Source organism: Sphingomonas sp. BL-S-05, from assembly GCF_055521695.1.
This window is the reverse complement of record NZ_CM145499.1, coordinates 3,569,928-3,586,858: the sequence shown is the minus strand read 5'-3', so window position 1 is coordinate 3,586,858 and position 16,931 is coordinate 3,569,928. Positions and strand designations below refer to the sequence as shown.

Genomic DNA, 16,931 nt, shown 5'->3' with positions numbered 1-16,931 from the left:
CCCCTCCCCGCGGGCGGGGAGGATTTGGGGGTGCGCTATATATAGAGTCTGTCGCCGTGCGCCGGACGCCGAAAACCCCCGGCGACGTTTCCGTCGCCGGGGGCCGGTCCCGTTACCGGGAGGACCGCTGCCGCCGCCTTCATGCAAGGGGGAACGGCGGCAGCGGAGCCGGGATTAGCCGAGCAGCTTGAGCACGCCCTGCTGCGACTGGTTGGCCTGCGCCAGCATCGCGGTCGATGCCTGGCCGAGGATCTGCGCCTTGGCGAGCGCGGTCGATTCCGCCGAGAAGTCGGTGTCTTCGATGCGGCTGCGGGCTTCCTGCAGGTTAGACGAGGTGGTGGTCAGGTTGTTGACGGTGACCTGCAGACGGTTCTGCACGGCACCGAGGTCACCACGGATCGACGACACCTTGTCGAGCGCCTTGTCGATCGCGCTCATCGCCATCGAGGCATTCGCTTGGGTCGTGACGTTCAGCGCGCCACCGACAGCCGCATCCGAACCACCCTGTGCTGCGAGACCGACCTTGAGCAGCGAGTCAGCCGCGCCTTCGATACGAACCTCCGCACCGGTGTCCGACTTCAGTTCGATACGGCCGCGCAGAGTCATGCCTGCCGCGATCGTGCCATCCGACGCACCGCCATCGTCACCCTTCATCGCGACAACCAGACCGGCGCCAGCCGAACCGTCCTTCAGCGTGATATCGTTACCGGTCGACGACGTCAGGACGAGATTGCCCTTATCATCAGCCTTTGCGACCAGACCGCTGATGCCGGCCTTGTTGATATTACCAACCAAGTCAGCGAGCGACAGCTTGGAGTCGCCGTCACCTCCCTTGGTGGCGTCGTCGTCGAGGCTTACCTCCGTACCGTTGACCTGCAACTTCGTGCCAGCGGCGAGCTTCGACGCATCGATCGTGACAGTAGCGGTGGTCGATGCGGTGGCAGTGACACCGGTCTTCGAACTGACCGCGTTGATTGCCTGAACCTTCGATGCTGCCGAAGCGTCATTCGAAGCACCGATAGCGACGCCATTGATCTTTACGTCGTCAGAGATGCCGAGCGCAGTCGTAGTTGCACCGACGGTCGACCCCTTAACCTTGTCAGTCGCCGAAGTTTCATTCAGGCCAAGTGCCGCGAGATCACTAGCGACGCCGGTCGTGCCGCGCTTGATGTCGATGGCCTGACCGGTCGAGCTTTGCAGCGCGATAAAGCCACCGTAGCTCTTGGCCGCGCCAGAAGCGCCAGCCGTAAAGCCAGCCTTGCCCGCTTCGGTACCTTCGATCTTGATATCCTTACCGGTATCATTCGAAAGCACGATCTTGCCTTCGCTGTTCAATTGCGCGGTCACACCACCAACGTCACGGTTGATCTTGGCGACCAGTTCTTCGGCGTTTGCGCCGGTGATCGAAACGTCGTTGATCTTGAATGCGTTGGCAGTGGTCACGCCACCCTGAGCGATCGGGCCGCCGGTCAGCGTGTTGTACGCCGATGCCGAAACGCCGGTCTGGCCGGTGTTAGCGTTGATGCTGGCGGCGGCCGTTTCTGCAGTGTCGCTCGACGTCAAAGCCGTGCCGAGTGCATTCTTGCCATTGAACTGGATGTCGGTGACTGCGACCGCTGCGCCGGTGATACGGCCGGTTGTAGCCTGGCCTTCGACGCGATAGCCGTTCAGGCCTAGTGCGCTGGCCGACGTGCTGGCGAGCGAAACTGAGGTCGTCTGTCCCGACTGCGACCCGGTCTGGAGCGTTACGCTCTTCACGGTGCCGTCGAGCAGGTTGATGCCGTTGAAGTTGGTCTTGGTCGAGATGTCGTTGATCTGCGCGGTTAGCTGCGAGACTTCCGACTGAAGCGACTTGCGTTCCGAGGTACCCAGCGAGCCGTTCGCGGCCTGTCCGGCGAGCTCCTTCATGCGCTGCAGCATGTTGGTGACTTCGCCCAGCGCGCCTTCGGCGGTCTGCGCCATCGAGATGCCGTCGTTCGCGTTGCGCGCGGCGACAGCCATGGTCTTGATCTGGCTGGTCATGCGGGTGGCGATGGCGAGGCCGGCGGCGTCGTCCTTGGCCGAGTTGATGCGCTTGCCGGTCGACAGGCGCTCCATCGACATCTTCAGGGCGTCGTTTGCGGCGGACGAGGCGTTGGCGGCGCGGAGCGATCCGATGTTGGATCCGATAACGGTCATGGGTGTGTCCTCCAGTCTGACTTCCAGCGCCCCGTGGTCCCCCCGTGTGAAGCAATCGGGAACGAAGCTGCTGCCCGGAGAAACGGCACCCGCCGACGGGCCTTAAGCGGAAAAATCGGCGCCTCGCGCGCGCATGGGAGCGCACGCGGCATACAGAGCCGAATCGGGCAGCATTTTACCGGAAGTTAACCAGCCTGCCGGCAAAGAGGTGCCGTACAGGGGAATCATCAACCGATGCGCTCGATCTATCCATCCGCTGCCGTGCTCGCCTCGAAGTTCACGCTCGTGTCGTCGCTGCGCGCGCAGGGGTTCGTGCTGGCCAATGCCGGGCAGAAGCCGGGCCCGGCCGACGTGTTCCTGATCATGGAAGGCGAAGTGCCGCCGATCGCGTCGCGCACGCTGGTGCTGGCCGAGGGACCGGTCAGCGCGACGCCGTTCGCCGATGGCCGCCCCGCCCGCCTGTGCTACACCCATGCCGATACCGAACTGGCCCATGCCTTTGCCGCCGCGCTGCTGTGCGGCCGGCATGTCGCGGTCGCCGCCGATCCCGAGAGCCTCGCGCTGCAGGCGCTGGCCCGCCGCGTTGCCGCCGCCGACATCACCGTGCTGGTCAACGGCCCGACCGGCACCGGCAAGGAAGTACTGGCCCGCACCATCCATGCCGAAAGCAGCCGCGCCGCCGGTCCGTTCGTCGCGATCAACTGCGCCGCGCTGCCCGAAACCATGCTGGAAGCGATGCTGTTCGGCCATGTAAAGGGCGCATTCACCGGCGCGGGTGCGGCGGGCGAAGGCTTTTTCCGCGCGGCGCATGGCGGCACGCTGCTGCTCGACGAGATTGCAGAAATGCCGCTGCCGTTGCAGGCCAAGCTGCTGCGCGTGTTGCAGGAACGCGAAGTCGTGCCGATCGGCGCGACGCAGGCCGAGGCGGTCGATGTCCGCGTCGTCGCCTGCGCCAATCGCGACTTGCAGGAGGAGGTCGCCGCCGGCCGCTTCCGCGCCGATCTCTATTACCGGTTAAGCGTGTTTCCGCTGTCGACCCGCGCGCTGGCCGATCGGCCGGGCGACGTCGCGGCGCTGGCGGCGGCGATGGTCGTGCGCCATGCCGCCGGTCGCGCCACGCTGCCATGGATTTCGGACGAGGCGCTGGCGATGCTGGTGCGGCACGACTGGCCGGGCAATGCCCGCGAGCTGGAGAATGTGATCCAGCGCGCGCTGCTGCTGGGCATGGGCGACCGGATCGAGGTGCAGGACATCGTGTTCGACCGCGCCGGCCCGGCCGCCGCCCCGCGCGTGGCCGAACCGGTCGCGGCGACGCTGACCAACATCGTGCAGATCCATGAATTCGCCGCGATCCGCCGGACGCTGGAGGAATGCGGCGGCAACCGGATCGAGACTGCACGGCGGCTGGGCATTTCGGAGCGGACGCTCCGCTACCGCCTCGCCAAGGCGCGTGAGGCCGGCGAAATGCTGACGCCCGCGCAAGCCGTGGCGGCGTCGGCATGAGCGTCGGGGGTGTCGGCGGCGCGATGGGCGTCGACCGGGTGATGCAGCTTCGTGCGCAGATCCTCGAACGCAATCAGGCGCTGTCGAAGGCGAATGCGCAGGTCGCGGCGGCCCCCGCCCCGGCGGCGGAACCGGCCAAGCCGGCCAGCTTCGCCGATACGCTGGGCGAGGCGCTGAAGGGCGTCAACGCGCAACAGAACAAGGCGAGCGACCTGTCGGCGATGTACGAACGCGGCGAGACCGTGGACATCGCCAAGGTGATGATGGCGCGCCAGCAGGCATCGGTCGTCTTCGAGGCGACGATGCAGGTCAGGAACAAACTCTTGTCCGCCTACAAGGACATTATGAGCATGCCGGTCTGATATGGAAAACGCACTCGCCACCACCGGCGCAGGCGGCGTTCCCGCCCCCGCAGCCCCCGCAGCCGCCAAATTCGCCAACCCGCTGACCCAGATCGGCGGGATCATGAAGAACCCCGCCGTCAAGCGCAGCCTGCCGATGATCTTCATCGTCGCTCTGGTGCTGTCGGCGGCGCTGGCGTGGATGGCGCTGGCCACCCCGCCGCAGCGCGTGCTGTTCCCGCAGCTGCCCGACAGCGACAAGCAGGCGGTGGTCGACGCGCTGACCGCGGCGAAGATCGACAGCAGCGTCGATGACTCGGGCGGGATCACCGTCGCCGAGGACGATTATCACCGCGCCCGCATCCTGCTCGCCGGGCAGGACCTGCCCAAGGCGGCGCCGGGCGGTTACGCGATCCTCGACCAGCTGCCGATGGGCGTCAGCCGCGCCGTCGAGGGCGAGCGGCTGCGCCAGGCGCGCGAGACCGAACTGGCCAAGTCGATCGGCGAGATCGAGTCGGTGGCGGACGCGCGCGTCCATCTGGCGATGCCCGAATCCTCGGTCTTCGTGCGCGACAATGCCCAGCCGTCGGCATCGGTCATCGTCCGCCTCGAACCCGGCCGCAGTCTCACGCAGGCGCAGGTTCGCTCGATCGTCAACCTCGTCGCCAGCTCGGTGCCGGGGATGAAGCCCGATCAGGTGACGATCATCGACCAGATGGGCGCGCTGCTCAGCAAGCCGAGCGACGGCAGCGATGCCAGCACCCTGTCGGACGAGCGGATCGATTATCAGCGCCGCATCGAGGACAAATATCGCGCGCAGCTCAACACGCTGCTGACCCCGCTGCTGGGTGCCGGCAATTTCTCGGCCGAGATCCAGGCCGATGTCGATCTGGACGAGAGCCAGGCCACTCGCGAAAGCTATGACAAGCAGGGCGTGGTCCGTGCCGAACAGGGTAATTGGCAGGGCAATACCCCCGGTGAGGCGACGCCCGGCGGCATTCCCGGCGCGCTGAGCAACACCGCGCCCGCCGCATCGACGCTGGCGACCGCGACGCCGGGTCCGGCCGGGGCCACCGTGCAGCCGGGTACCGCCCCGGGTGCCACCCCGCCGGTCAAGACCAGCGAGAATTTCAATCGCGCCTATGACCTTGGCAAGGAAGTGTCGGTCACCCGCGCCGCCCCCGGATCGATCCGGCGGCTGTCGGTGGCGGTGCTGCTGCGCGAACCCGAAGGCGGCAAGCCGCGCACGCCGGCCGAAATCCAGCAGATCAACGATCTGGTGAAGGCGGCGGTCGGCTTCAACCAGCAGCGGCAGGACACGGTGACGGTCATCAGCCGGAAATTCTCGCCCGATGCGGTCGCCGGCGACGTGGCGCGGCCATGGTATGATGCCGACTGGGTGCCGATGGCGGCACGCAACGGCACCGCGCTGATCATCGCGCTGCTGGTGCTGTTCATGGGCGTCCGCCCGATGGTCAAGGCGATGAACGAGAAGCGCAAGGCGGAGGCCGCTGCGGAAACCGCGCGCATCGCCGCGCAGGAAGCCGCTGCGCAGGCCGCGCTCGCCGGTCCGGCCGAACCCGCCGAGCCCGAACCGGTCAGCATGGAGATGCTGGAGAGCGCGCGCAGCTATGACGATCGGGTCGGGCTGGTCCGCGGCTTCACCCGCGACAATCCGGCACGCGCCGCGCTGGCCGTGCGCGACATGATCCAGTCGGATGCCAAGCAGTGAACGCCCCCACCCGTATCCATAGCGGCGTCGAACGCGCCGCCGTCCTGATGATGCTGGTCGGCGAGGAGGAAGCCGCCGCGATCCTCCAGAAGCTGGACCCCGAAGAGGTGCAGCAGCTGGGCAAGGCGATGTTCACCGTCGCCGATGTCAGCGAGGACGAAGTGACCGTCGTGCTCGACGATTTCGTCGAGAAGGCGCGCGAGCGCACCACGGTCGGCTTCGATCCGCGCCCGCATATCGAGACGGTGATGAACAAGGCGCTGGGTGCCGACAAGGCCGAGAGCGTGCTGGCCAAGATCACGCCGATCGAGACCGCATGCCAGATCGAGCTGCTCGACTGGATGGACGCCAGCGAGATCGTGAGCCTGATCAAGGACGAACATCCGCAGATCGCCGCCGTCCTGCTCGCCAATCTCGACCCCGCCGTCGCCGCACAGGTGCTGGAGGGACTGCCCGAGACGGTACAGCCGCAGATCCTGCACCGCATCGCCAAGCTCGGCCCGATCACGCCCGAGGCGATCGATACGCTGAAGTCGATGCTGTCGCGCCGCTCGACCGGGCGCAGCAGCGGCAGCGGCGTGCAGCTGGGCGGGGCGAAGGACGCCGCCAAGATCCTGTCGTCGGGACGCAAGGCGACCGAGAACCGGGTCATGCCGAAACTGGCCAAGATCGACCGCGACATTGCGCGCCAGATCGAGGACCAGCTGTTCGTCTTCGACAACCTGCTGGAAATGGACGACAAGAATCTGGGCGTGCTGATCCGCAACGTCGACAGCGACCTGCTGGTGCGCGCACTGAAGGGCGTCGACGAGACCGGCCGCAACCGGTTCCTCGGCTGCATGTCGGCGCGCGCCGCCGACGGCATCCGCGACGAGATCGAGGCACGCGGGCCGATGAAGCTGGCCGAGGTGCTCGACGCGCAGAAGGGCGTCATCACCGTCGCCCGCCAGCTCGCCAAGGACGGCACGATCATGATGGGCGGCGGCGACGACGACTATGTTTGAGAGCGCCCCGCCGCGCGGCACCCCGAGCGGCTTCGTCGCCGGCTTCGCCAGCCGCCATGTCGCCGCCGCCGACATCCTCGCCCGCGCCTTCGGTGCGCCCGATCCGTTCGCCGAAACGGGCGTGGTGCCGGTGCGCCCCGCCGACTTCGGCGCGGCGGTCGCGGCCGAAGCGCCGGTACCGGGCGGCCCCAAGCATTTTCGCCCGGCTGATCCCGACAGCAACCCGACCGAGGGTTGGGACCCGTTCTGCGCCAGCGCGGGCGACGTCGCGGCCACCACGCTGGACCCGGTCGCCGAGGCGCATGCCGCCGGCTATGCCGAGGGTCTGGCCGCCGCTGCCGCCGCCAGCCAGTCCGACCAGGCGCGCGACCATGCGCTGCTGGCGCGGCTGGCAGAAGCGCTGGGCACCGCGACGCATATCGACCGCGAGGCGATGGCGACACGGCTGCGTCAGACGGTGCTGACGCTGGTCCGGCAGATCGTCGGCGAAGTCGGCGTGTCGGCCAATCACCTTGCCGAGCGCATCGACGCGGCAGCCGAATTGCTGGCCGACAGCGCCGAATCGTCGATCCTGCGGATGCACGAGGCCGATATCCCGCTGGTCGAGGGCAAGCTGCCCAAAGCGGTGTTCCCGGTCGCCGACCCAGCGGTCGAGCGCGGCGGCTTCATCCTCGAAAGCGCGTCGACGGTGGTCGAGGACGGTCCGTCGCTGTGGCTGGAGCAACTGGGCGCCGCGATCGAAACCATACCGGTGCCCGCATCATGCTGAACCGTTTCGCCGACGATTATCTGGGGGCGCTGGCGCCGACCGGGTTCCGCCCGCGCGCGCGGGTCGCGGGGCGGCTGTCGTCCTATGACGGGCTGTTGATGGAAGCGGTCGGGCTGTCGCTGCCGGTCGGGACGGTGTGCCAGGTCGGCACCGGCGATGGCGGCCATATCGAGGCGGAGGCGATCGGCTTTCGCAACGGCAAGACGCTGATGATGAATCTGGGCGGTCCCGCCCCGTTGCTGCCGGGCGCGCTGGTGCGGCCCGGCGACAAGCCGGGCGAGGCCGAGGTCGGCGAGGCGATGCTGGGCCGGGTCGTCGACGGTGCGGGCAAGCCGATCGACGGCAGGGGTCCGATCCGCGGTGCCGGCCGCTGGCCGCTGGCCGGACGTATCCAGTCGCCGCTCGACCGGGGCCGGGTGCTGGAGCCGATGGACGTCGGCGTCCGCGCGATCAACGGGCTGCTGACCATCGGTCAGGGCCAGCGCGTCGGCATCATGGCGGGGTCGGGCGTCGGCAAGTCGGTGCTGCTGGGCATGATGGTCCGCGCCGCCAAGGCCGATGTGATCGTCGTCGGCCTGATCGGCGAGCGTAGCCGCGAGGTGTCCGACTTCCTCGAAACCAAGCTGAAGGGCGATGCGCGGGCGCGGTCGGTCGTGGTCGCGGTGCCCGCCAATCATTCGCCGGTGCTGCGTATCCGGGGCGCATTGCGGGCGACCGCGATCGCCGAGGCGTTTCGCGAACAGGGCAAGAAGGTCCTGCTCATCATCGATTCGCTGACCCGCGTCGCCCATGCCGGCCGCGAGATCGGCCTTGCGCTGGGCGAGCCGGCGTCGGCGCGGGGCTATCCGCCGAGCGCGATCGCGATGCTGCCGGGGTTGATCGAGCGGGCGGGCACGTGCGTTCGCACCGGCGGGTCGATCACCGCCATCTATACCGTGCTGGCCGATGGCGACGACAATAGCGACCCGGTCGTCGACTCGGCGCGGTCGATCCTCGACGGACATATCGTCCTCAGCCGGCAACTGGCCGAGCGCGGCGTGTATCCGGCGATCGACCTCGGGCCGTCGGTCAGCCGGGTGATGACCGATATCGCCGACCGGCCGCATCTGGCCGCCGCGCGGGTGCTGCGCCGTCACCTGGCGACCTATGAGGAAAATCGCGATCTGGTGCTGATGGGCGCCTATCGTCCGGGCACCGATGCCGCGATCGACGGGGCGCTCGCCGCCCATCCGGCGGTCATGGAATATGTGAAGCAGGATTCGGACGAGATCGTGTCGCTCGACGATGCGGTCGCCGAACTGGTGGGCATTTTCGGTGACTGACAAGGCCAAGCGGCTGTCGCGGGTGCTGCGCGTGCGGACGATGCAGTTGAACCTGACCCAGGCCGAAGAAGCCCGCGCCGCCGCCCGCGTTGCCGACGAGATCGCGCTGCGCGACCGCATCCGCACGCTGGCCGAGGCGGTATCGCCGGTGCCGACCCCCAGCGCGACCGCCGCCGGCCTCGGCGCCGCCGCGCATTATCGCGAGCGGCTGCATGCCACGGCGCAGGTCGTCGAACAGCGGGTCGTACAGGCCGATGCCGGGCTGGAACATGCGCGGTCGGCGACGATGGCCGCCAAGCGCGACCAGAGCGCGGTCGAAAAGCTGCTCGAACGCGCCCATGCCGCCCGCGCACTTCGCGAACTGCGCGCGATGGAAAATGCACCGCCGGTGCGCCGACCCAATCGGCACGATCCTTGCTGATCGACCGGTCGAACGCTTGACGGATCGACCTATGCAGCTTCTCTCCGCCCTATCCAGTACCGCTTCCCCGCTCGCGATGCAGGTGACGCCGATCGCCGGCGTGGCGGCGGATGCGTTTGCCGCGCTGTTCGCCGGGATCGTACCGGACGCGGGCGATGGGCGGCAGGCGGCTGCCGAGGGCGGCAAGGCGTTGCCGGTGGCGCAGATGCCGCCGGTCGCGGTTGCCGATGTGGCGGTACCGGCCATGCCGGTCGCGCCAGCGCCCGGGCCGGTGGTCGCGCCGGTCCTTCCGGTGTCGGCGAGCGAGGCGATCGCGATGGTGCCGGCCGAACCGACCCCGCCGACGACCGTGCGGGATGCGGTACCGGTGGCGGTTGCCGCCGGGATCGTCGGGGCGCTGAAGCTGTTGCCCGACGATGCGCCGGCCGCGGTCCGGCAGCCCGATCCCAAGCCCGAATTGATGGTCCAGCCGATGCCGGCCCGCTTCGCACCGGCGCTGCCGGTACGCGCGCGGCGCGTGACCGACGAACCGGCGCTGCCGACCCCGGACGGCGACGATACCGAAGCGGCCGAGGATGGCGACGCACCGGTCGTCGTCACGCCGACGGATGCGCCGACCCCCGACCTGCCGCCGATGATCGCGGTACCCGCCGATGCACTCGCGCCGGTGCCGGAGGATGTGGCGCCGGAAATGAAGGTGATCGGCCCGAAGGTGCCGGACGCCGAACCGACCCCCGCCCCGTCGACGCCCGCTGTCGCCGGGCAAGTACCGCAAGGCGAGCGACAGACCGCGACTGAACGCCCTGCCCAGCCCGCCCGAACCGAAGGCCTCCGCGCGCGTGCGGACGTCGCGGACACGCCGCGTGCGGACGCCGTCGCCACGCCGCCGGTAACGCCCGACCCGACTGGTCGCCGCCCGGTTGCGCCCGGTCCGGTCGGCAATGTCCGTCGATCGGATCAGCCGGCCCCGACACCGACCCTTTCGACCCCGCCCCCCACGCCGCGCTTCGCCCCGATCGATCGTGGCGTGCTGCCCGATGCGCCGGTCGTCGACCCGGTCCGAGCCGCGTGGCAGGTCGAGATGCCGGCCGATCCGCAAACCGTGCTTGCGCCGGGGCCGGTGGCGGTCGATCCGGTCGTCGGTGACCTGCCCTTGCCCGCCACCGGCCCGGCTGCGCAGGCTGCCGATCCGGTGACGCCGGCCGCAGCACAAGCGTTGCCGCCGATCGCGGAGCCCCAGGCCGTACAATCCGACACGGTCGCGCCGGTCGTCGCCGCATCGGTCGTACAGGTGGCGCCGGTCGCAGCCCCGCGGCGGGCGATTCCGATCGCCACGGCACGCGCGACCCCGGTCGGCACGCCCGCCGCACAGGCATCGCGTGCGCCGATCACCGAACCGGCCGTGCAGGCACCGATGGCCGAACCCGTCGCCCGTCCGGCCGAACCTGCCCGCGCGCCGGTCGCCGAAGCCGTCCGCGCACCGATCGACGCTGCGACTCGTCCGGTCGATCCGGTGGTGATCGATCAGCCCGCTACGACCTTCACGCTGCCCGGCGAACGCGCCCTGCCGACGCAACCGGCCGCCGAGCCGCTGACCGCCAATCGCCAGACGATCGCCGGAGAGGCGAGCGCGCCGGTCGTGTCGGTCGCCGCGCCGACCGTGCAGCCGGTACAGACACCGCCGGTCACCCGCGTCGCGTCCGCGCCCGCCCCGGAAGCGGTGGTCGAGGCCGTGCAGGTCGACGCCCCCGCCCCGCGCCCGCGCCGCGACGACGATGCGCCGCCGCTGCCGACGCCGGCCGCCCCGGCGATCGACGCCGCGACGCTGCGCCCCGTCGCCGCACCGGTGACCGCCGCGCAGCCGCAGCTCGACACCCGCCAGCCGCAATGGATGGAGGGGATGATCGACCGGATCGAAACGCTGCGCGACGCATCGCCGACGCAGGGCGAGACCCGCATCCGGCTGTCGCCCGACGCGCTGGGCGATGTCGAGGTCGCGATCCGCACGTCCGACGACGGCCGCGTCCATGTCCATTTCAGCAGCGACAATGCCGATGCCGGCCGCCTGCTCGCCGACGCGCAGCCGCGGCTGGTGCAGCTCGCCGAGTCGCGCGGGCTGAAGCTGGGCGGGATGCAGGTCGATGTCGGCACGCAGCAACAGCCATCGCAGCGCCAGGCACAGGATCAGGGATCGCCGCAGCCGCGCGCGCCCCGCTCCGCCTTTGCCGACGCGCAGGCGCCATCCACCCGAACTGATAATCGTATCGCCTGAGGAACCACGACATGAGCGACAAGGAGACGCCGGAGGAAAAGCCGGCGAAGAAGAAAGGCAAGCTGGTCAAGATATTGGTCATGGTCGTCGGCGTCGTCGCCCTGCTGGGCGGAGGCGTCGGGGCCGGGCTGTATGCCAGTTCGTCGGGCCTGATCGGCGGCGGCGGCGACCATGGCGAGAAGGAACCGCCCGCGGAGAAGAAGGACCTGCCCAAGCTGGTCCCGAAGTCCGAAGAGGTGAAGGCCGGCGCCGGCGGTGAGGGCGGCGGCGAAGGTGGCGGCCATGGCGGTGGCGAAGGCGGCGGCGAAGGCGGTTCGGCCGAGCATGGCGACGAGAACAGCCGGCCGACGCCCGAGATGGAGGGCGGCGATCGCTGGGCATCGACCTATTATGCGATGGAGAAGGAGTTCACCTCCAACCTGTCCGACAGCACGCACTTCATTCAGGTAGGCGTCGCGATCTCGACCTCGTACGACAACAAGGTGATCGAGAATCTGAAGACGCACGAGATCGCGATTCGCTCGGCGATCCTGCTCGCGCTGGGCGAGACGACCGAGGATCAGGTCTTCACGCCGGAGGGCAAGAAACAGCTGTCGTTGCGCATCAAGAAGGCGATCAACGACACTCTGGAGCAAAAGGAAGGCTTTGGCGGCATCGGTAACGTTTATTTTACCACGTTTGTGGTTCAGTAAACGCGCATGGTTAACACCTCGTCCACCGCGCCCGAAGGCAGCGCACGGAGTCGCCGCACGGCGGCCGCGTCGCATGCGCCGAGCCTGGGGGCGACGAACCTCAATCCCTTTGGCGACCTGCGCGCGCTCGAACATCTGTCGGCGCGCATGGCGCGATCGCTGCGGCAGGTGTTCGAGCCGCTGCTCCGGCGCGGGGTCAAGAGCTGGGCCGAGCCGGTCGAGGTCGACCGGTTCGCGGGCTATTGCGCCGCGCGGCGGGCACACGGGCTGACCGGATGGGTGCCGCTGACGCTGTCGACCGGGGGAAGCCCGGCGATCGTCGTCATCGACGGCACGTTCCTGCTCGAAACGCTCGATATCTTCTTCGGCGGGTTCGGCGAGGCGCCGAATCCGATGCCGGTCGAATTCTCGCCCGCCGCCGAAGCGATGCTGCGCCGGCTGGCGACCGCCATCGCCGCGCCGCTGGGCGAGGCCTGGGGGCCGCTGGCCGGCATCGCCTTCGAACCCGGCACGCCCGAGGCCAATCCGGCGATGATGGGCGCGATCGATGGCGAGGATGCGGTGATCGCCACCCGCTTCGCGCTCGAGGTCGGCGATGCGATGCTGCCGACCTATATCGACATCCTCTATCCGGTCGCGGCGCTCAAACCCCATGCGCCGCAACTGTCGACCAAGGTCCATGGCCGCAGCGAGCCCGATTCGAAATGGCGGTCGGGGCTGACCCGTGCGGTGATGGGCGTGAAGCTGCCGGTACGGTCGGTGCTGGCCGAACCGGTCGTGTCGCTCGCCACCTTGCTGGAACTCAAGGAAGGCGACATCATCCCGATCAATTTCGGGCCGCAGGTGCCGGTATGGGTGTCCAACCGGCGGCTGGGCACGGGCACGGTCGGCACCGCCAACGGGCAGGCCGCGATCAAGCTGAACTCCATCGACCCCGGTTTCGAAGAGGAATTCCAATGAACGAGATGACCGGCGGCTTCCCCGCCGAAGCGTCGCTCGCCGCCAATTTCAAGCTGTTGCAGGATGTCGACGTCCGGCTGACCGTCGAGATCGGGTCGACGCAGCTGAGCTTGCGCGAACTGCTGGCGCTGAGCGAATCGAGCGTGATCGAACTGGACCGCGGCGCCAACGAACTGCTCGACGTGTTCGTCAACGGCACGCTGATCGGGCGCGGCGAGGTGGTGACCGTCGGCGACCGCTTCGGGGTGCGCATGACCGAACTGGTCAGCCCCGACAAGCGGGTCAGCCGCTGATGATGTGGTCGTACATCCTGAAGCTCGTCATCCTCCTGCCGCTGGTGTGCGGGCTGATGATCGGCTGCCTGTATCTGTGGCGTCGCCTAGAAGCGCGGATGCCCGGCAATCAGGGTGAACGGCTGGTCAAGGTGCGCGAGACGATGATGGTGTCGACCGGCACCAAGATCGCGGTGCTGGAGTTTCAGGGGCGGCAATTGCTGGTGTCGGTCAGCCGCAACGGCGTGACGCTGCTGGACCGGGGCGACAAGTGACGGGATTGAACACGACGTTCGACCCGTTGCTGGCGCGGATGCGCTATCGCCCGGCGGCAGCGGCCGCACGGCGGCGGGCGATGACCGCGGCACCCGCCCCGGCACGCGTCGTACAGGTTGCGCGCCCTTCGCGCGCGCGGGCGAATTGGCGGTTCGAACTGCTGCTCGCCGCGATCGGCATCGCGCTGATGCTGTTCCTCGCGGTGCCGGCGATGGCGCAGGCGGTCCCGGCCGCGCCCGCCCCTGCCCCCGGTGCCGCCGACGCGCTCGACCGGGCGCTCGGGCAGTTGGGCGGTGGCAACGACGCGCCGATGGCGCTGTCGCTGCAGATCCTCATCATCATGGGGCTGTTGTCGGTTCTGCCCGGCATCCTGCTGATGATGACCAGCTTCACCCGGATCATCATCGTGCTGGCGGTGCTGCGTCAGGCACTGGGCCTGCAACAGACGCCACCCAATCAGGTGCTGATCGGCCTGTCGCTGTTCCTGTCGCTGTTCGTGATGTCGCCGGTGATCGGCCGGATCAACGAGACCGCGATCAAACCCTATGCCGCCGGGCAGATCAGTTCGACCCAGATGATCCAGAATGCCAGCCTGCCGCTGCACGCGTTCATGCTGAAACAGACCCGGACCAAGGACGTGACGATGTTCGCGCAGATGGCGAAGAGCGGCCCGATCGCCTCGCCCGCCGATACGCCGTTCTCGATCCTGCTGCCGGCGTTCGTCACGTCGGAACTCAAGACCGCGTTCCAGATCGCGTTCCTGATCTTCCTGCCGTTCATCGTCATCGATCTGGTGGTGGCGACGGTGCTGATGTCGCTGGGGATGATGATGTTGTCGCCGACGATCATATCGTTGCCGTTCAAGCTGCTGCTGTTCGTGCTGGTCGATGGCTGGGCGCTGACCATGGGCAGTCTTGCCGCCTCTTTCGTGAGTTAGCGCAGATGGACGCGGGCTATTTCATGACCGTCGCGCGTGAGGCGATGTGGGTGCTGGCGCTGGTCGCGGCGCCGATCCTGATCCCGGCGCTGGTATCGGGGCTGATCCTCGGCATGATCCAGGCGGCGACGTCGATCAACGAACAGACGCTGTCGTTCGTGCCGAAGCTGGCGGTGGTCGGCATCAGCCTCGCGGTGTTCGGCGGCATGATCCTCGGGCTGCTGAGCGATTTCACGACCAGCATCTTCGAGCGGATTCCGGATCTGGTCCGCTAGGCGATGCGCGGTAGAACTCTTCCACGGCAAAGGAAGACACCGGCATGCTAGGCTTCGGCCTCGCGGTCGAGCCGCAGCTCTGGGCGCTGCTCTTCACCATGGTCCGGGTCGGGGCGGCGTTCATCGTCGCGCCGGTGTTCGGGGCGGTGGCGATGCCGGTGCAGGTGCGGGTGCTGCTGTCGGGGGCGATCGCGGTGCTGGTGCTGCATGCGCAGGCCTTCGCCATTCCGACCGAAGTCTTCTCGCTGACCACCTTCCTGAGCATCGCCGCCGAAGGACTGGTCGGGCTCGCCATCGGCTTCGTCCTGCAGATCGCGTTCGCGGCGCCGCTGATCGCCGCCGAAGTCATCGGCATGTCGATGGGCATCGGCTTCGCGGCGATGGTCGATCCGCAGAACGGCGCGCAAAGCCCGGCGCTCGGCACCTTCCTGTCGGTGCTGTTGACGCTGCTGTTCCTGTCGCTCGACGGGCATCTGATCCTGATCGACCTGATCGTGCGATCCTATGAACTGCTGCCGCCGGGTGCGGCGTGGCTGTCGCCCGCCAAGCTGGAGAATATCGCGATCTTCGGCGGTTACGCCTTTCTGTCGGGGCTGTTGCTGGCGCTGCCGGTCGGCTTCCTGCTGCTCTGCCTGAACCTCGTCATGGGCATGTTGTCGCGCTCCGCCCCGGCGCTGAACCTGTTCGCGGTCGGGCTGCCGGCCAGTCTGTTCGTCGGGGTCATCGCGATGTTCGTCGCATTGCCGGCGATGACCGACTATATGCTGGTGATCGTGCAGGAGGCGCTCGACGCCGCGCAGAGGCTGGTGCTGGGAGGCGCTGGATGAGCGAGGATAAAACCGAAAGCCCGACACAGAAGCGCCTCGACAAGGCGCGCGAAGACGGGGACATCCTCAAATCCAAGGAACTGGGCACCGCGCTGGTGGTGCTGGCCGGGTGCGGCTGGCTGGCGATGTTCGGGCCGACGCTGGTCGCGGCGTGCAAGGCGGTGATGACCGCCAGCTTCCGCTTCGGCCGTGCCGATGTCGAGGATTTCCAGCCATGGCGCCCGCTGGTCGAGGCGGGGTGGAAACTGGCGATGCCGGTCGGCAGCGTGCTGATCTTCGCGGTCGTCGCCAGCATCGTGACGCAGGCGGGGCTGACCGGCATCAAGTTCAACGGCGGCGCGCTGGCGCCCAAGGGGTCGCGGATCAACCCGGCATCGGGGTTGAAGCGCATCTTCGGGCCGCAGGGGTGGATCGAACTCGGCAAGTCGCTGCTGAAGGTCGTCCTGCTCGGCGCAATCGGCTATGTGATGCTCAAATCGGCGGCGGTCAGCTCGATGGGGCTGGTGTCGTCGAACGTCGAACAGGCGATTTCGGACCTGGGCGGCACGTTCCTGACGCTGTTGTTCGTGATGGCGGGCGGGCTGGTGCTGATCGCCGGGCTCGACGTGCCGCTGGCGATCTTCCAGCGGATGCAGCGCCTGCAGATGACCAAGCAGGAAGTGCGCGACGAGCATAAGGAAAGCGACGGCGATCCGCATGTGAAGGCGCAGATCCGCCAGCGCCGCCACGAAATCCTGAAGGGCGGGTTCAAGGCCGCGGTGGGCGAGGCGCATGTCGTGCTGACCAACCCGACTCATTTTGCGGTCGCGCTGCGCTACGACCATGGGCGCGATCAGGTGCCGGTGGTGGTCGCCAAGGGACGCGGCGCGACCGCGCTGGCGATCCGCGAACTGGCGGCGGAGGCGAAGATTCCGATGCTCGAATATCCGCAGCTCGCCCGCGCCGTCTATTACACCAGCAAGCAGGGGCAGGAGATTCGCGACGACCTGTACCTCGCCATCGCGACGGTGCTGGCGTTCGTGTTCGGCGTCAACCGGCAGGCGGGCGGCATCCAGCCGCCGGTCACCGTGCCGCCCGAGGCGCGGTTCGACGAGAACGGAAAGATTTCCGCTTAAAAGCCGCTAAAGATTTCCGCGCTTCTGCCGCTTGA

The 16,931-nt window shown here is 68.3% G+C and carries 17 protein-coding genes; 16 read left to right on the top strand and 1 reads right to left on the bottom strand.

Going from position 1 to position 16,931, the window contains the following annotated elements; translation table 11 throughout:
- Window positions 1–174 precede the first annotated feature (174 nt).
- Complete coding sequence (locus tag ACZ1JS_RS16680) at window positions 175–2,178, bottom strand: flagellin N-terminal helical domain-containing protein (protein ID WP_465167019.1); 2,004 nt, start codon at window positions 2,176–2,178, stop codon at window positions 175–177.
- A gap of 234 nt (window positions 2,179–2,412) precedes the next feature.
- Here ACZ1JS_RS16680 and ACZ1JS_RS16675 point away from each other — a divergent pair, with 234 nt between their 5' ends.
- The 16 genes from ACZ1JS_RS16675 to ACZ1JS_RS16600 all read left to right on the top strand — a co-directional run bounded on the left by ACZ1JS_RS16675 (window position 2,413) and on the right by ACZ1JS_RS16600 (window position 16,896).
- Entirely contained in the window at window positions 2,413–3,681 is a 1,269-nt protein-coding gene (locus ACZ1JS_RS16675; protein ID WP_465167018.1) for a sigma 54-interacting transcriptional regulator, read from the top strand.
- Window positions 3,678–4,043: a flagellar hook-basal body complex protein FliE gene (fliE, locus tag ACZ1JS_RS16670; RefSeq protein WP_465167017.1), complete on the top strand. Its 366-nt coding sequence runs from the start codon at window positions 3,678–3,680 to the stop codon at window positions 4,041–4,043. The genes ACZ1JS_RS16675 and fliE overlap by 4 nt, the downstream gene beginning before the upstream one ends.
- A gap of 1 nt (window position 4,044) precedes the next feature.
- Complete coding sequence (gene fliF, locus ACZ1JS_RS16665) at window positions 4,045–5,754, top strand: flagellar basal-body MS-ring/collar protein FliF (RefSeq protein ID WP_465167016.1); 1,710 nt, start codon at window positions 4,045–4,047, stop codon at window positions 5,752–5,754.
- Window positions 5,751–6,758, top strand: coding sequence for a flagellar motor switch protein FliG (gene fliG, locus ACZ1JS_RS16660; protein ID WP_465167015.1), 1,008 nt, complete (start codon window positions 5,751–5,753; stop codon window positions 6,756–6,758). The genes fliF and fliG overlap by 4 nt, the downstream gene beginning before the upstream one ends.
- Window positions 6,751–7,527, top strand: coding sequence for a FliH/SctL family protein (locus ACZ1JS_RS16655; RefSeq protein WP_465167014.1), 777 nt, complete (start codon window positions 6,751–6,753; stop codon window positions 7,525–7,527). The genes fliG and ACZ1JS_RS16655 overlap by 8 nt, the downstream gene beginning before the upstream one ends.
- A complete protein-coding gene (locus tag ACZ1JS_RS16650; protein ID WP_465167013.1) occupies window positions 7,521–8,849 on the top strand; it encodes a FliI/YscN family ATPase in 1,329 nt (442 codons plus the stop codon). The genes ACZ1JS_RS16655 and ACZ1JS_RS16650 overlap by 7 nt, the downstream gene beginning before the upstream one ends.
- The gene (locus ACZ1JS_RS16645) at window positions 8,842–9,270 is read left to right on the top strand and encodes a flagellar export protein FliJ (RefSeq protein ID WP_465167012.1); all 429 of its coding nucleotides are present in this window, start codon (window positions 8,842–8,844) and stop codon (window positions 9,268–9,270) included. Before ACZ1JS_RS16650 ends, ACZ1JS_RS16645 begins: the two co-directional genes overlap by 8 nt.
- 31 nt (window positions 9,271–9,301) lie before the next feature.
- The gene (locus ACZ1JS_RS16640) at window positions 9,302–11,542 is read left to right on the top strand and encodes a flagellar hook-length control protein FliK (protein ID WP_465167011.1); all 2,241 of its coding nucleotides are present in this window, start codon (window positions 9,302–9,304) and stop codon (window positions 11,540–11,542) included.
- A gap of 11 nt (window positions 11,543–11,553) precedes the next feature.
- Window positions 11,554–12,234, top strand: coding sequence for a flagellar basal body-associated FliL family protein (locus tag ACZ1JS_RS16635; RefSeq protein WP_242120687.1), 681 nt, complete (start codon window positions 11,554–11,556; stop codon window positions 12,232–12,234).
- A 6-nt stretch (window positions 12,235–12,240) separates the two neighbouring features.
- Entirely contained in the window at window positions 12,241–13,194 is a 954-nt protein-coding gene (locus ACZ1JS_RS16630) for a flagellar motor switch protein FliM (RefSeq protein WP_465167010.1), read from the top strand.
- Window positions 13,191–13,487 carry a flagellar motor switch protein FliN gene (gene fliN / locus ACZ1JS_RS16625; RefSeq protein WP_056453091.1) on the top strand — a complete coding sequence of 99 codons (297 nt, stop codon included), beginning with the start codon at window positions 13,191–13,193 and terminating at the stop codon, window positions 13,485–13,487. The genes ACZ1JS_RS16630 and fliN overlap by 4 nt, the downstream gene beginning before the upstream one ends.
- The gene (locus ACZ1JS_RS16620; protein WP_056002736.1) at window positions 13,487–13,741 is read left to right on the top strand and encodes a FliO/MopB family protein; all 255 of its coding nucleotides are present in this window, start codon (window positions 13,487–13,489) and stop codon (window positions 13,739–13,741) included. The genes fliN and ACZ1JS_RS16620 overlap by 1 nt, the downstream gene beginning before the upstream one ends.
- 80 nt (window positions 13,742–13,821) lie before the next feature.
- On the top strand, window positions 13,822–14,679 hold the full coding sequence (gene fliP, locus ACZ1JS_RS16615) for a flagellar type III secretion system pore protein FliP (protein WP_465168725.1): 858 nt from the start codon (window positions 13,822–13,824) through the stop codon (window positions 14,677–14,679).
- 5 nt (window positions 14,680–14,684) lie between these two features.
- Window positions 14,685–14,954: a flagellar biosynthesis protein FliQ gene (gene fliQ / locus ACZ1JS_RS16610; RefSeq protein ID WP_056453084.1), complete on the top strand. Its 270-nt coding sequence runs from the start codon at window positions 14,685–14,687 to the stop codon at window positions 14,952–14,954.
- A gap of 44 nt (window positions 14,955–14,998) precedes the next feature.
- Window positions 14,999–15,781, top strand: a complete 783-nt coding sequence (fliR, locus tag ACZ1JS_RS16605; protein ID WP_345877028.1) for a flagellar biosynthetic protein FliR — start codon at window positions 14,999–15,001, stop codon at window positions 15,779–15,781.
- Window positions 15,778–16,896 (top strand): EscU/YscU/HrcU family type III secretion system export apparatus switch protein, encoded by a 1,119-nt coding sequence (locus tag ACZ1JS_RS16600; protein WP_465167009.1) that lies wholly within the window; start codon window positions 15,778–15,780, stop codon window positions 16,894–16,896. Before fliR ends, ACZ1JS_RS16600 begins: the two co-directional genes overlap by 4 nt.
- The last annotated feature ends 35 nt before the right edge of the window (window positions 16,897–16,931 follow it).

Coding starts and splice junctions, on each gene's coding strand:
- ACZ1JS_RS16680 (WP_465167019.1), bottom strand. CDS start 2,178: ATGACCGTTATCGGATCCAACATCGGATCGCTCCGCGCCGCCAACGCC.
- ACZ1JS_RS16675 (WP_465167018.1), top strand. CDS start 2,413: ATGCGCTCGATCTATCCATCCGCTGCCGTGCTCGCCTCGAAGTTCACG.
- fliE (WP_465167017.1), top strand. CDS start 3,678: ATGAGCGTCGGGGGTGTCGGCGGCGCGATGGGCGTCGACCGGGTGATG.
- fliF (WP_465167016.1), top strand. CDS start 4,045: ATGGAAAACGCACTCGCCACCACCGGCGCAGGCGGCGTTCCCGCCCCC.
- ACZ1JS_RS16655 (WP_465167014.1), top strand. CDS start 6,751: ATGTTTGAGAGCGCCCCGCCGCGCGGCACCCCGAGCGGCTTCGTCGCC.
- ACZ1JS_RS16650 (WP_465167013.1), top strand. CDS start 7,521: ATGCTGAACCGTTTCGCCGACGATTATCTGGGGGCGCTGGCGCCGACC.
- ACZ1JS_RS16640 (WP_465167011.1), top strand. CDS start 9,302: ATGCAGCTTCTCTCCGCCCTATCCAGTACCGCTTCCCCGCTCGCGATG.
- ACZ1JS_RS16635 (WP_242120687.1), top strand. CDS start 11,554: ATGAGCGACAAGGAGACGCCGGAGGAAAAGCCGGCGAAGAAGAAAGGC.
- ACZ1JS_RS16630 (WP_465167010.1), top strand. CDS start 12,241: ATGGTTAACACCTCGTCCACCGCGCCCGAAGGCAGCGCACGGAGTCGC.
- fliN (WP_056453091.1), top strand. CDS start 13,191: ATGAACGAGATGACCGGCGGCTTCCCCGCCGAAGCGTCGCTCGCCGCC.
- ACZ1JS_RS16620 (WP_056002736.1), top strand. CDS start 13,487: ATGATGTGGTCGTACATCCTGAAGCTCGTCATCCTCCTGCCGCTGGTG.
- fliP (WP_465168725.1), top strand. CDS start 13,822: ATGACCGCGGCACCCGCCCCGGCACGCGTCGTACAGGTTGCGCGCCCT.
- fliQ (WP_056453084.1), top strand. CDS start 14,685: ATGGACGCGGGCTATTTCATGACCGTCGCGCGTGAGGCGATGTGGGTG.
- fliR (WP_345877028.1), top strand. CDS start 14,999: ATGCTAGGCTTCGGCCTCGCGGTCGAGCCGCAGCTCTGGGCGCTGCTC.
- ACZ1JS_RS16600 (WP_465167009.1), top strand. CDS start 15,778: ATGAGCGAGGATAAAACCGAAAGCCCGACACAGAAGCGCCTCGACAAG.